This window comes from Burkholderia sp. Z1 (genome assembly GCF_014893795.1).
Classification (GTDB): domain Bacteria; phylum Pseudomonadota; class Gammaproteobacteria; order Burkholderiales; family Burkholderiaceae; genus Burkholderia; species Burkholderia theae.
On record NZ_JACFYL010000002.1, the window covers coordinates 1023373 to 1037240 of the forward strand.

14 protein-coding genes are annotated in these 13868 nt (G+C 68.5%); 9 read left to right on the top strand and 5 right to left on the bottom strand.

Annotated features, from left to right (window positions below; all coding sequences use genetic code 11):
- Positions 1-6: 6 nt before the first annotated feature.
- Both H3H55_RS21640 and H3H55_RS21645 read right to left on the bottom strand, forming a co-directional pair.
- On the bottom strand, positions 7-312 hold the full coding sequence (locus H3H55_RS21640; protein ID WP_080970799.1) for a hypothetical protein: 306 nt from the start codon (positions 310-312) through the stop codon (positions 7-9).
- 107 nt (positions 313-419) lie between these two features.
- Positions 420-1508 carry a hypothetical protein gene (locus H3H55_RS21645; RefSeq protein ID WP_193100138.1) on the bottom strand — a complete coding sequence of 363 codons (1089 nt, stop codon included), beginning with the start codon at positions 1506-1508 and terminating at the stop codon, positions 420-422.
- 739 nt (positions 1509-2247) lie between these two features.
- Between H3H55_RS21645 and H3H55_RS21650 the strand changes: the two genes are divergently transcribed.
- The 5 genes from H3H55_RS21650 (at position 2248) to creD (ending at position 7723) form a co-directional block, all read left to right on the top strand.
- Entirely contained in the window at positions 2248-3156 is a 909-nt protein-coding gene (locus H3H55_RS21650; RefSeq protein ID WP_048245656.1) for a sterol desaturase family protein, read from the top strand.
- Positions 3157-3261: 105 nt separating this feature from the next.
- Positions 3262-3975, top strand: a complete 714-nt coding sequence (locus H3H55_RS21655) for an SDR family NAD(P)-dependent oxidoreductase (RefSeq protein ID WP_193100139.1) — start codon at positions 3262-3264, stop codon at positions 3973-3975.
- Between the two features lie 79 nt (positions 3976-4054).
- Complete coding sequence (gene creB / locus H3H55_RS21660; RefSeq protein ID WP_193100140.1) at positions 4055-4762, top strand: two-component system response regulator CreB; 708 nt, start codon at positions 4055-4057, stop codon at positions 4760-4762.
- 14 nt (positions 4763-4776) lie between these two features.
- Positions 4777-6228: a two-component system sensor histidine kinase CreC gene (gene creC / locus H3H55_RS21665; RefSeq protein ID WP_193100141.1), complete on the top strand. Its 1452-nt coding sequence runs from the start codon at positions 4777-4779 to the stop codon at positions 6226-6228.
- Between the two features lie 103 nt (positions 6229-6331).
- On the top strand, positions 6332-7723 hold the full coding sequence (gene creD, locus H3H55_RS21670; protein ID WP_193100142.1) for a cell envelope integrity protein CreD: 1392 nt from the start codon (positions 6332-6334) through the stop codon (positions 7721-7723).
- Between the two features lie 75 nt (positions 7724-7798).
- Here the strand turns inward: creD and H3H55_RS21675 are convergent, their stop codons facing one another.
- Positions 7799-8221: a RidA family protein gene (locus H3H55_RS21675; RefSeq protein ID WP_193100143.1), complete on the bottom strand. Its 423-nt coding sequence runs from the start codon at positions 8219-8221 to the stop codon at positions 7799-7801.
- 275 nt (positions 8222-8496) lie between these two features.
- On the opposite strand from H3H55_RS21675, the gene H3H55_RS21680 reads away from it, so the two are divergent.
- A complete protein-coding gene (locus H3H55_RS21680) occupies positions 8497-8694 on the top strand; it encodes an oxidoreductase-like domain-containing protein (RefSeq protein ID WP_193100144.1) in 198 nt (65 codons plus the stop codon).
- A 77-nt stretch (positions 8695-8771) separates the two neighbouring features.
- Here H3H55_RS21680 and H3H55_RS21685 read toward each other — a convergent pair whose 3' ends face one another.
- On the bottom strand, positions 8772-10232 hold the full coding sequence (locus H3H55_RS21685; RefSeq protein ID WP_193100145.1) for an MFS transporter: 1461 nt from the start codon (positions 10230-10232) through the stop codon (positions 8772-8774).
- A gap of 145 nt (positions 10233-10377) precedes the next feature.
- Between H3H55_RS21685 and H3H55_RS21690 the strand changes: the two genes are divergently transcribed.
- Together H3H55_RS21690 and H3H55_RS21695 are read left to right on the top strand one after the other, a co-directional pair.
- The gene (locus H3H55_RS21690; RefSeq protein WP_193100146.1) at positions 10378-11250 is read left to right on the top strand and encodes a LysR family transcriptional regulator; all 873 of its coding nucleotides are present in this window, start codon (positions 10378-10380) and stop codon (positions 11248-11250) included.
- 60 nt (positions 11251-11310) lie between these two features.
- Positions 11311-11631, top strand: coding sequence for a hypothetical protein (locus H3H55_RS21695; protein WP_193100147.1), 321 nt, complete (start codon positions 11311-11313; stop codon positions 11629-11631).
- A gap of 37 nt (positions 11632-11668) precedes the next feature.
- On the opposite strand, the gene H3H55_RS21700 is transcribed toward H3H55_RS21695, so the two are convergent.
- A complete protein-coding gene (locus H3H55_RS21700; RefSeq protein WP_193100148.1) occupies positions 11669-12571 on the bottom strand; it encodes a LysR family transcriptional regulator in 903 nt (300 codons plus the stop codon).
- A 98-nt stretch (positions 12572-12669) separates the two neighbouring features.
- Between H3H55_RS21700 and H3H55_RS21705 the strand changes: the two genes are divergently transcribed.
- Positions 12670-13650, top strand: a complete 981-nt coding sequence (locus tag H3H55_RS21705; RefSeq protein WP_193100149.1) for an NAD-dependent epimerase/dehydratase family protein — start codon at positions 12670-12672, stop codon at positions 13648-13650.
- The last annotated feature ends 218 nt before the right edge of the window (positions 13651-13868 follow it).

Genomic DNA, 13868 nt, shown 5'->3' on the forward strand with positions numbered 1-13868 from the left:
CCGGGTTCAGCGGGCCGCCATGCGCTGGCGCATGAAGCTGGCGATCTGCGCGAGCGTGACGTAACCGTTGCGCTGCGCATCGATCTCGTCGAAATGCTGCGCAACCATCGGCATGCCCGCGGCGGCCTGCTCGCGGGTGAGCTTGCCGTCGTGCGTCGTGTTCGCGCTGGCGAAGCGGGTCTGCAACTGCATCAGCGCATGTTCGACACGTGCACCGCCGTTCGCCGCGCCCGGCGGCACCTGCTGGGCCGACGCTGCTGCTGAGACGATACACAAAACGACGACGGCAATCATCTTCTTGATGGACTTCATGGGGTTTCTCCTTGCGTGGCCGACGGTCTGCGCCGGCCGGGTGGTTGATGAAACTGAAACGGATGGAAAACGAAACGGGTCGATGAATCGATGCAGCCGGTGCCGGGTTACGCCCAGTGAGCGGGCACCCAGATGCGGCCGGCCCAATGAGCGGGCACCCAGACGACGGCGCGCGGCGGGTGAGCGACATACACGGCGCGCGGCGCGACGTACACGGAACGCGGCAGCGGCGGCGCGAGGTACAGGACCTTCGGCGGCGGCGGTGCGACGTACACGATGCGCGGTGCGGGGGCGGGCGCGATCACGACGGCTTTCGGCGGTGCAACATGCACGACCTTCGGTGGCGGCGTGACGACGACGGCGGCCGGCGCGGGCGGCGGTGCCGCGACCACGACAGCAGCCGGTACCGGCGCCGGAGCAGGCGCCGCGACAGCGACCGCGGCGGTAGCCGGCGGTGCCGTCACGACGACTGCGGCCGACGGGGGCGGTGCGACGGGTACAGGAACTGGCACTGGCACCGTTCCCCCCGCAACGACAACCGCGCCGCCTGCCGCCGTGCTGCCGTGGATCACTGTCGTGCCGCCGGTCGAGACCGTGCCACCGTGCACGACCGTCGAGCCGCCCGACGTCGTCACGACGCCCGGCGCCACGCGCGTCGCGCTGCCGGAATGTGTGACGCTCCCGCCGTCCGTGCCCGTCACGGTGCCCGAGCGCGAGCAGGTCGAGCCTGCGCAATTCGTCGACGCGGAGTGGCTGGCCGTGTTGCCGCCGGAACCCGTGATCGTGCCGCTCGACGAGTACTGGCCCGGGCCGTTGCGCGTCACGCTGCCCGACGTCGTCGCGCTGCGGCCGTCCGAGCCCGTCAGCGAACCGGTGTGCGAGCAGGTGCCGCCCGCGCAGCTCGTGTCGCCGCTGTGCTCAACCGAACGCCCGTTCGGGCCGACGGCCGTGCCGCTGTTCGAGAACTGGCCGGGTGCGGTGCGCGTGACGGTGCCGGTATTGGTCGCGAGGCCGCCGCCGGGGCCGATCACGCCGCCCGCATGCGAGCAGCTGCCACCGCCGCATGAGCCGGCGTGCGCGCCGTTGTAGGTGCCGCGCGGCGTGTAGGCGGTGCCGTGGCCGGACCAGCCGGCGAAGGCCGGCGCGCTGGCGAGCGTGACGAGTGCGGCGGCGGTGAGAAGGAAGCGGGTTTTCATCGGGTGTCCTTGCGGTTCGTTTCGGTGCACGCGGTGGCGTGGCGACGGGACGAACTTTAGGACGGCGACGCGCGCCAGTCGCGTCATAAAAGATGTCGCGGTGTTACACGTGGGGCGCTTTTTTTCGGTACGAAGAATGCGTGCGTCGGCCGCGCCGATCGTCGGCGTGCCGCACCACACAAGGCCGACGGCGGTGCAGTCGCGTGGGGGAGGCAGGCAACGGTATCGATCGACACGTGTCCTGCGCAGTTCGAACCGGTGTCGTTGTGACATGCGGCGACATATTTGCCGACCGAAACATGCATGCGCTGCGTTGAGCCATGTATATCGAACGCGGATAGTGCTGCGCGTAGAACCGGAGCACGCGCCACCTCGACATGCAGTCGCAGCCACCTACCGTCCGACGATTGGCCCGGCGCTCGGAAACCGCAGTGTTCGTGTGTCGCGCATCCGCATCCGTCGGCACCCGGCGAGCACACGGTCGGCTGGCTACGGCACGACATACGGCGACATATTTCGCGCCCGACATGTTCACGCCGGGCCATCAACCGGCGAACTGCCAGTCCGCAAGCGCCCGCGACCGCCGTCCGTCGCACGAACGCGCTTCACCGCGACATACGGTGACACATTTCCCGCGTGGTTTTTCCGTTCCGCGCCCACTACAGTGCGCTTCATTCGACGCGACGGCGGCACGTGCCGCACATGACGCGTCCGACTTCAACCGCAGGAACGACCCATCATGCTCACGACCACCGGCAAGCTCGCCTACTTCGTCACACTTTTCATCATCGCCGTCTCGCTCGTCGAGGCGGCCGTGCTCACCTGGCGCCGCAGCCGCCAGCCCGAACCGTTCGACTGGAACGAGGTCTGGCTGTCGCTGGCCGATCTCGCGGGCCGCAAGCTGCTCGCGCTGGTGCCGCTGTCGCTCGCGACGCCGGTCTTCGATTTCGCGTGGGCGCACCGGCTCTTCACGATCCCGCTCCACAGCGTCGCGCTCGCGCTGCTCGTGTTCGTCGGCCAGGAGTTCTGCTACTACTGGTATCACCGCGCGTCGCACCGCGTGCGCTTCTTCTGGTCGACCCATGCGGTGCACCATTCGCCGAACCAGTTGACGCTGTCGTCCGCGTTCCGTCTCGGCTGGACCGGCAAGATTGCCGGCGCCGCGATGTTCTTCACGCCGCTCGTGTGGCTCGGCGTGCGTCCGGAAGCCGTGCTCGCGATCCTGTCGTTCAACCTGATGTACCAGTTCTGGCTGCATAACACGTGGATGCCGAAGCTCGGCTGGCTCGAATACGTGTTCAACACGCCGTCCGCGCATCGCGTGCACCATGCGTCGAACCTCGACTATCTCGATGCGAACTACGGCGGCGTGCTGATCGTGTTCGACCGGCTGTTCGGCACCTATGTCGCCGAGCGCGCCGACGAGCCGTGCCGCTACGGCCTCGTTACGCCGACTCGCTCGCGCAATCCGTTCGTCGTCGAACTCGAGCACTGGGCGAGCCTGGCCCGCGACGTCGCGACGGCCCGCGACGTGTGGACCGCGATCCGTTTCGTGATGCTGCCGCCGGGCTGGCGTCCGGGCAATCAGGGCGAAACGACGGAGGAACTGCGCCGCCGCAGCCTCGTCGCCGTGCGCACGGATGCTTGAACGGCGCTACGCTGTCGGCACGTCGGCCGCACGCGCCCGTGCCGAGGCCGACATCACATATCCTCACGCATCATCAAGCCACCCTCGATCCAGGAGAGAACATCGATGGAACATGACCTGAAAGGCAAGGCAGTCGCGATTACAGGCGGATTCGGCCATCTGGGCGTCGCGACGGCTGCATGGCTGGCCGAGCGCGGCGCACGCGTCGCGCTGATCGGCCGCGGCGCGGTGTCGGCCGAGCAGGTGCTGCCTGGCGTGCCAGTCGACGCGCTGCGCATCGGCAGCATCGATCTCGTCGATCCGCAGGCCGCCGCGCGGGCGCTCGACACCGTGCAGCGCGAATTCGGCCGGGTCGACGCGCTGCTGAACATCGCGGGCGCCTTCGTGTGGCAGACGATCGCCGACGGCGACGCCGCCACGTGGGACCGCATGTACGAACTGAACGTGAAGACCGCGCTGAACGCATCGAAGGCCGCGCTGCCGCATCTGTTCGCGAGCCCGGCCGGCCGCATCGTCAACATCGGCGCGGGCGCGGCGTTCAAGGCCGGCGCGGGCATGGGCGCATACGCGGCCGCGAAGGCCGGCGTCGCGCGGCTCACCGAGGCGCTGGCGGCCGAACTGCTCGACCGCGGCGTGACGGTGAACGCGATCCTGCCGAGCATCATCGATACGCCGCCGAACCGCGCGGACATGCCCGACGCGGATTTCACGCGCTGGGTGCGGCCGGAACAGATCGCGGCGACGATCGGGTTCCTGCTGTCGGCCGACGCGCAGGCGATCACCGGTGCATCGATTCCGGTGAACGGCCGCGTCGCGTAGCGCGCCCGGGAACGGCTCGCGCGCGGTCCGGCCGTGCGTACAATGTCGCACCGGAAACGCGCGAGCCCAGCCTGACACCATGAATCAGCCCAATATCCTGATCGTCGAAGATGAAATGGCGATCGCGGACACGATCGTCTACGCCCTCGGCACGGACGGCATGCAGACCGTCCACTGCACGCTCGGGCAGGCGGCGCTCGATCATCTGCGCGACACGCGCTTCGACCTGGTCGTGCTGGACGTCGGCCTGCCGGATCTCAGCGGCTTCGAAGTGTGCCGGCGGCTGCGCACCTTCACCGACGTGCCGGTGATCTTCCTCACCGCTCGGCACGACGAAATCGACCGGATCGTCGGGCTCGAAATCGGCGCCGACGATTACGTGGTCAAGCCGTTTTCGCCGCGCGAGCTGGCCGCGCGGGTGCGCGTGATCCTGCGCCGCTTCTACCGGACGGCCGCGCCGGAACCGATGCCTGCGCCGGTCGCGGCAAGCGCGCCCGTCGCGCCGGGTTTCGTGCTCGACATCGACGGCGCGCGCGTGTCGTGGCTCGGCCATGCGCTGGACCTCACGCGCTACGAATTCGGCCTGCTGGCGCTGCTGGTCCGGCACCCGGGGCGCATCTATTCGCGCGAACAGCTGATGGACCTCGTGTGGCAAGAGGCGCTCGATTCGGCCGACCGCACGGTCGACACGCATATCAAGACGCTGCGCGCGAAACTGCGCGCGATCGATCCCGAGCGCGACCCGATCCGCACGCATCGCGGAATGGGTTATTCGCTGCAACCGTAACGACCGGTACCGCCATGCATATCGGCCTGCGCATCTTCTTCGGCTTTTTCCTGATCGTCGGTCTCGCCGCGCTGATCACGCTGCGCGTGTTCGTGCAGGAAGTGAAGCCCGGCGTGCGCGAGGCGATGGAGGACACGCTCGTCGACACCGCGCAGGTGCTGGCGACGCTGGCCGCCGACGACATGGCGAACGGGCATATCGCCGACGGCGCCTTCGCGCGGCAGCTCGAAAAACTGCACGCGAGCCCGGTCAGCGCGAACGTGTGGGGCATGCACAAGAACACGATCAGCTACCGCATCTACATCACCGACGCGCACGGCATCGTGCGCTACGACTCGGACGGTGGCGCGCTGGGGCAGGACTATTCGCGCTGGAACGATGTGTACCGGACGCTGCGCGGCGAATACGGCGCGCGCAGCACGCGCGCCGATCCGAACGACGAAAGCAGCACCGTGATGCACGTCGCTGCGCCGATCCGGCGCGGCAACGAGATCATCGGCGTGCTGACGATCGCGAAGCCGAACCAGACCGTCGCGCCGTTCATCGCGCGCAGCCAGCGCAAGATCATGCTGTACGGCGCATTGCTGATGGGCGGCGCGATCCTGATCGGCGCCGCGTGCACGTGGTGGCTGGTGCTCGGGCTGCGGCGCCTGCAGCGCTATGCGCGCGCGATCGCGGCCGGCGAGCGCGCGGCGATGCCGCTGCAGGGCGCGAGCGAGCTGGCCGAGCTCGGGCGCGCGGTCGAAAGCATGCACCGGCGGCTGGAGGACCGGCAGTACGTCGAAACCTACATCCACACGCTCACGCACGAGATGAAGAGCCCGCTGGCCGCGATCAGCGGTGCGGCCGAACTGCTGCAGGAAGACATGCCGGTCGCGAACCGCCGGCGCTTCACCGAGAATATCCGCCGCCAGGCCGGCCGCCTCGAGCAGATGATCCGCAAGCTGCTCGCGCTGGCCGAAGTCGAGCAGAAGCAGCGCCTGTCGGTGCACGAACCGGTGGCGCTGCTGCCGGTGCTAGAACAGCTCGTCGACGATATCGAGCCGCGCGCACGCCAGCGTGGCGTGAGCCTGCGGATCGACGCGAACGGCACGGCCGATCCGTCGGTCGTCGAAGGCGATCCGTTCCTGCTGCGCCAGGCGCTCGGCAACCTGCTCGACAACGCGCTGGATTTCGCGCCGCGGGGCAGCACGATCCGGATCGCGCTCGAACGACAGCCGGCGGGCAGGGCACACGTCGCGGTGGTGCGCGTGACCGATGATGGTCCCGGCGTGCCCGACTACGCGCTGTCGCGCGTGTTCGAACGCTTCTACTCGCTGCCGCGCCCCGACGGGCAGGATCGCAGCACGGGCCTCGGGCTGTGTTTCGTCCGGGAAGTCGCGACGCTGCACCGCGGCCAGGTCGCGCTCGCGAACCGCGACGAAGGCGGCGCGTGCGCGACGCTGACGCTGCCGTCGGCGGGCTGAGCGCGCTTCACGCTCGCCACACATTCGCTTCACGCCGGCTTCAATCGCTGTTCACCGGGCCTGATCATGCTGACCGCATCTTCCACTCCGGTACCCGTCAGCAATGAATCGAGTCCTGTTGTTCAAGTCCGTGATCACCGCGTTTCTCGCGCTGCTGATCCTGATCCCGCTGCACATGGTCCAAAGCATCGTGCAGGAACGCGCCGCGTATCGAGAGAGTGCGCTGCAGAGCATCTGGGCCAGCTACGCCGGGCCGCAGACGGTGACGGGGCCGGTGCTCGTCGTGCACTACACCGAAGTCACGCGCGTGCGCGACGAGACGCCGGCCGGCGGCGCGACGAAGACGAGCCTGAGAAGCGAGACGAAACGCCTGCTCGTGTTTCCGAAGACGCTGAAGGTCGACGGCACGCTCAAGGTCGAGACGCGCTATCGCGGCATCCACAAGGCACTCGTGTACGGGCTTGACAGCCGGCTGACGGGCACGCTGGCGCTGCCTGACCTGAAGAAGCTGCCACAGGCCGACGGCCACGTGAGCTTCGCGGTCGACAGCACGTATGTCGCGATCGGCATCGGCGATATCCGCGGGCTGAAATCCCAGCCCGACCTGCGCATCGGTGGCAAGCGCTTCGACGTGGAGCAGGGCACGCGGCTGGACAGCCTGCGCCAGGGCGTGCACGCGAATCTCGATCTCGCGGCGCTGGCGGACGCAAACGCAGGGGCAGTGGTGCCGTTCAGCATCGACCTGCCGCTGGCGGGCGCGGAATCCGTCGCGTTCGCGCCGGTAGCCGACCAGAACGATTTCTCGCTGACGTCGACGTGGCCGCATCCGAGCTTCGGCGGCGCGTTCCTGCCGGGCGAGCGCACGATCGACGCGCGCGGTTTCACCAGCAACTGGCACGTGACGTCGTTCAACACGAAGGCGCGAGAGCAGGTCGCGACCGGCGACGGGCAAGGCGCGATCGAGATGGCATCGGTGTCGGTGATCGAACCCGTGAACGTCTATCTGCAAGCTGAACGCGCGACGAAGTACGGCGCGCTGTTCGTGATGCTCACGTTCGCGAGCTTCTTCATGTACGAGCTCGTGAAGCGGCTGCGCATTCACCCGATCCAGTACACGCTGGTCGGCCTGTCGCTCGCGCTGTTCTTCCTGCTGCTGCTGAGCCTGTCCGAGCACATCGCGTTCGGTTATGCGTATCTCGCGGCGAGCAGCGCGTGCATCGGGCTGCTCGGCTTCTACCTGTCGTTCGTGCTGCAAAGCGTGAAGCGCGGCGCGACGTTCGCGGCGCTGCTTGCATTGCTGTATGCGGCGCTCTACGGGCTGCTGCTGTCGGAGGACAACGCGCTGATGCTCGGTTCGCTGCTGTTGTTCGCGATCCTCGCCGGGATCATGACGCTCACGCGCCGCGTCGACTGGTATTCGCTCGGCGCCGCCTGGCAGCCGCTCGCCGACAAGTCAGGTGCGGGTGTCGTGAAGCCGGCCGAGCCGGCGAAGTAAGCACGCGGGTCTCGTATAGGCGGCCGGCCGGGAAAGCTCCGGTCGGCCCGCGTGCCGTTGTGGCCGACCGCCGATTCACGCGTGCGGTGCAGGCCGCCGAAACCGCGCCAGCGGAATTTCGGCGACGGCCGTGATCTCGATCAGCAGCTCCGGATGATAGAGACGCTCGACCTGAACGGTCGTCGTCACCGGATAGGGCTCGGCGAAGTACGTCTTGCGGATGTCGCCGGCCTGCATGAACGCGTCGATGTCGGTCGCGTAGTGGACGAGCGAGATCACATCCCGCATCTGACCGCCCATCGCGGCCAGCACGTCGCGGATGTTGTCGAGCGTCTGCCGAACCTGAATGCGCATGTCGCCGGCGCCGACCACCTGACCGTCTCGATCGAGCGCCACTTGTCCCTTCAGGTGCACGATCCGGCCGTCGCCCTGGATCACGGCCATCGAGAACGCGCCGAACGGCGCCCACACTTCCGGCGGATTCACTGCTTCAGCCATGACGCAACTCCTGTCGGTCGATGGGAAAGACGCGGTTGCATGGATTGCGGCGACCAGGCGTGCAACGCGAGCGCGTCGCCGACAGCGCCGCCCGCTTAGTCGACAATCGCGCCATTATCGATGAACGCGTGGCGACGCATCGATGCACGACGTGCGGATTCGCCATGACCAGGTGACGATACCGGGGATGTAACGCAGCGCCGGTCGGGCGATGCCGCGGGCAGGCCCGGCGGCATCCCCTTATACTGGACGCTCTTCGTCATTCGATTTTCGCCGTGCCCACGCCTGCCCCCACCGATCCGTTCGAGGACGATCCGCGTCCGACCCCGCCTCAACAGCCTGAACTGGAAGACTGCTGCAACAGCGGCTGCTCGCCGTGCGTCTTCGATCTTTACGACGACGCGCTCGCGCGTTATCGGATCGAACTGGCCGAGTGGGAAGCGCGCCACGCGAAACATCCGCATCACCGCTGAGCCGGATGCCGGCAAGCGGCGCGTATGCACCGCTTTTGCGCCGGGGGCTTGGCCAGCGGTGCAATTTCCGCCTCGTTTCACGCACCCGCATGCAGTCGCCGATGCAGCGGCCCGAGCGCTGTCGACAGCGCGATGCACGCAACCAATACGACCGTCAGCGTGAACATCGACGTCCTGAACCCCTGCACGTAATCGACCGCGGCCGGATGCACGCCGAGCCGCGCGAAGAACACACCGCCGATCGTCGCGGCGCCGACGGCCGCGCCGATCTGCAGCATTGCGCTGACCATCCCTGATGCGACGCCCGCGCGCGCCGCGTCGACTTCCGCGAGCACGATCCGCACGACCGACGGCAGCACGAGCCCTTGCCCGATGCCGATCGCCGCGATGCCTGCGTAGAAGCCGGGCCCCGGCGCGCTTTCGCGGGCGAGCACGGCGGCGGTCGCGACGCCGGCCGCCAGCATCACGTAGCCGAGCGTCAGCACGCGATACCCGCCGAACCGGCCGACGAGGCGCGGCATCAGCAGCGGGCTCGCGAGGAAGCCGAGCCCGAGCGGCAGGATCGCGAACCCCGCCGCGAGCGGCGACCAGTTCAGGCAGCCCTGCAGATAGATCCCGTAGCTCAGGAAGAACGCGCTCAGCATGTAGAACAGGAACGCGAGCATCAGCCCGAGCGCGACGACCGGGTTGCGGAACAGGCGCACGTCGAGCAACGGATCGCGGCCGCTCGCGAGCCGTCTCGCTTCGACCGCCAGCAGCGCGCCGAGCATCGGCAACGCGCCGACGAGGCACGCGACCATCCACAGCGGCCAGCCGGCTTCGCGGCCGTGCGTGAGCGGGTACACGAGCATCAGCAGGAACAGCGACATCAGCACCATGCCCGGCACGTCGATACGCTGGCCGGCCGGCGGCCGGTTTTCCGGGATGAAGCGCCAGCTGCCGATCAGCGCCAGGATGCCGATCGGCAGATTGACGAGGAAGATCGCGCGCCAGCCGAGCCCGAACGGATGCAGGCTGATCAGCGCGCCGCCGCCGAGCTGGCCGATCACGGCCGCGAGGCCGAACGCGAACCCGTAGAAGCCCATCACGCGCACCTGTTCCTGCGGGCTGAACACGCTGCGGATCGTCGCGAGCACCTGCGGCGCGAGGATCGCGGCGAACAGGCCTTGCAGCACGCGGCCGCCGACAAGGACGGTGCCGCTGTCGGCGAGCCCGCACAGCGTCGACGCGAGCACGAAGCCGGCCATGCCGAGCATGAACATGCGCTTGCGGCCGTACAGGTCGCCGAGACGGCCGCCTGTGATCTGCACGACCGCGTTCGCGCACGCATAGGCCGACACGACGAGCTGCAGCTCGGCCGGGCGCGCGCCGATGCCGTCGCGGATGGCCGGCAGCGCGAGATTCACGATGAAGTAGTCGAGCGGCGGCAGAATGGCGCCGACCAGCAGGACCACGAGCGCCCAGCCGTGATGGCTGCGCGGTGTCGCCGCGGCGGCCGCGCCGGCCGGCGCGCAGGGGGCAAGGGTAGGGTTGGTCATGGAAGCAGGGTCCGAAAAATGAGGGCCGTATGCGTGAGTGGCGCAGGCAGGCCATTGACCCCGTATTCTGGTGGCGGCTCATGATTCGGAAAAGCGGGAAAGAGTGGTAGCATCCATCGGGTTAATCGATGGATGGAGAACGGCGATGCGCGGTTTCGACCTGGACCAGTTGCGCACTTTCGCGGCGGTCGCGGACGCCGGCAGCCTGACGGCTGCGGCGCCGCTGCTGCACCTGTCGCAGTCGACGGTCAGCGAGCAGGTGCGCAAGCTCGAATCGCGCGCCGGCGTGCCGCTGTTCGTGCGCAGCAAGCGCGGCGTCGAGCCGACGCCGGCCGGCACGCGGCTGCTGCAGCACGCACGGCGGATCGTCGCGCTGAACGAGGCCGCGTTCGACGAGTTGCGCGGGCAGGCGATCAAGGGCGAGCTGCGCGTCGCGATCACCGATTACTACCGCACGAATGAAGTCGCGGGCATGCTGGCGCGGCTGCGGGAGTGTTATCCGCAGTTGAGCCTGCATGTGAGCGCGATGAAGAGCGTGGATATCGAAACGGCGCACGCACGGGGGCAGATCGATCTCGGCGTCGTGATGAACATGTCGAGCGGGCCGTTCCGGCCGGCATCGGCCGATACGCGCTGGGTGTTGCGGCGCGAGCCGCTGTCGTGGGTCACGTCGCCGGCGCTCGCCGAGCAGTTGCCCGAGCCGCTGCCGCTGGTGCTGTTGCCGGACGACTGCATGATGCATCAGGTCGCGGTGCGCTCGCTCGACGAGCAGCACACGCCGTACGTGCTCGTGCACAGCGCGTCGGGTGTCGCGGGGCTGCAGTCGATGCTCGCGGCGGGGCTCGGCGTCGGCTGTCTGTGCGCGTCGGCGATCGGCGACGGCCTGATGCGGCTCGGCGCGAAATACCGGCTGCCGCCGCTGCCCGACGCGGTGTTTTCGCTGACGCCGCCGATGCCGGGCGAGCGCGAGTCGGTCACGCAGGCGCGCGAGGTGCTGTCGCGGCAACTGCTCATGTAAAACCGTGCCGCGCAACACGCGGCGGTGCGTATTCGAGAGGCGCGCCAAGGGACGACAAGCATGAACGACGAACTGAAAAGCCAGATGGCCGAACGGCTGCAGGACGCGCTGGAGCGCGTGGTCGACGAGCGCTCGCTGATCCATTTCCTGCGCGTGCTCGGCCATGACTGGAACACGGAGCGGCAGCTCGAAGCCGACCTGCTGCCGTCGCCGTACGCGCGCGCGGCGCTCGGCTGGGAAAACCGCTCGATCGGCGAGTACCTGGAGGCGATGATCGACTGGGCCGAGGCGTCGGAGGAAGGGCTGCGCTTCTACGACGTGCCCGACAATCCGTGGCGGCGTATCGCCGACATCCTGTTCGCCGGGAAGATCTACGAGTAACGCGTTCCGGGCAATTCGCGCGGCCGCTTCACGCCGTCTATTCGGCGGCTTCGCCGTCGGCATACGCGCGCAACCCGTCCGCCAGCGCATCGAACACGGCCCGACAGCGCGGGCTGGTCCGCAGGTCCTCGTGCATCACGACCCAGGTTTCCAGCTTCATCGCAGGCCCGTCCGGCAGCACGCGCACCAGCCGCGCGTCGCGCTTCGCGAGCCCCGTCTGACAGAAGCCGATCCCGTAGCCGGCGCGGATCATCGCGAGTTGCGCGAGGTTGCTGTCGGTGCGCAGCGCGAACGCGTCGCGCTTCCACAGCGGCATCCCGCGCCCCGCCGAGCGGATGAACGGCGTGACCGTATCGAAGCCGATCAGCGCGTGATGCGCGAGTTCGTCGATCGTCGCGGGTGTACCGTTGCGCGCCACGTAGTCGTCGCGCGCAAACAGCCCGACTTCGATGTCGCCGACGCGCCGCGCGACGAGCGCGTCCTGCGCGGGTGGCGCCATCCGGACCGCGATGTCGGCCTCGCGGTTCAGCACGTCCTGGATGCGGTCGGTCGGCACCAGTTCGATGACGAGCCCCGGATGGTCGCGCCGCAACTGCGCGAGCAGCGGCGGCAGCACCTCGACCGCGATCACGTCGCTGGCCGAGATCCGCACGATGCCGCGCACGCCGGCGCCGTGGCTCGCGGCCGCGCGCTCGAACGCGGCTGCCGCGCTGCGCAGCGCTTCCGCATGGCCGCGCAGCGCGAGCGCCGCCTCGGTCGGCAGCAGGCCCGACGGCGAGCGCGTGAACAGCGTCTGGCCGAACGCGGCTTCGAGCGCCGCGACGTGGCGGCCGGCCGTCGGCTGGGTAATGCCGAGCGCGCGCGCCGCGCCGGACAACGAGCCTTCCGTCAGCACCGCGAGAAAGGTCCGATAGCGTTCCCAGTTCAGATCGGTGATCATACATAAATGTATAGCTGATCTGCCAGGTTAAGCAATTCCTTATTAGTCGGCCGCACGCCAGAATGCATCTCACGACGATTCATTCAAGGAGCGCGGTTATGACGACGAACGCAGGCGGAACGCAACGACAGGCACTCGTGCTCGGCGCGAGCGGCGGGATTGGCGGGGAAGTCGCGCGGCAGCTGCGCGATGCCGGCTGGCAGGTGCGCGCGCTCAAGCGCGGGCTCGACGCCGAGGTGGTGGAGCGCGATGGCATCACGTGGATGCGCGGCGACGCGCTGGACCGCGAGGCGGTCGTGCGGGCTGCGCGCGGCTGCAGCGTGATCGTGCACGCGGTGAACCCGCCCGGCTACCGGAACTGGCCGACCCAGGTGCTGCCGATGATCGACAACACGATCGCGGCGGCGACGGTGGCGCAGGCGACCGTCGTACTGCCCGGCACGGTCTACAACTACGGCGCCGACGCGTTTCCGGTGCTGCGCGAAGACGCGCCGCAGCATCCGACGACCCGCAAGGGCGCGATCCGTGTCGAACTGGAGCGGCGGCTGCAGGAAGCGACCGCGCAGGGCGTCCGGACGATCATCGTGCGCGCGGGCGACTTCTTCGGGGTGCGGGCCGGTAACAACTGGTTCGCGCAGGGGTTGATCAAGGCGGGGCGGCCCGTGTCGACCATCAGCGTGCCGGGGCGGCCGGGTGTCGGCCATCAGTGGGCATACCTGCCGGACGTGGCGCGCACGATGGTCGAGCTGATCGAGCGGCGCGACACGCTGGAACCGTTTGCGCGCTTCCATCTCGGCGGGCATTGGGATGCGGACGGCACGCAGATGGCCGCGGCCATCAGTCGCGTCGCGCAGCGGCACGGGATGCGGCCGGCCGTGCGCAAATTCCCGTGGTGGGTCGTGTGGGCCGCGGCGCCGTTCGTCACGACGCTGCGCGAGATGCTGGAGATGCGCTACCTGTGGCGCGAGCCGCTCCGGATGGACAACGCGCGCGTGACCGCGGTGCTCGGCCGTGAACCGTTGACGCCGCTCGATACGGCGGTGGAGGCGACGCTGGCGGGGCTGGGGTGTCTGAAGTGAGCCAGGGCCCGTGCCACGCCTACGCCCGGGCACGGGAAAGCGTCATCGCGAATTGAAGAACTCCGGGACGACAATTCTCCACATACCCACGCGTGTCCGATGCGCATCATGTCGGTCGGCGCCGATAATGCGAAAACGGGGGAGCGATGTGGTATTCCGGATGGAAAATGTCGGTTGCGGGCGCAATCATGTTCACATTGAGTGGATGTACCAACCTG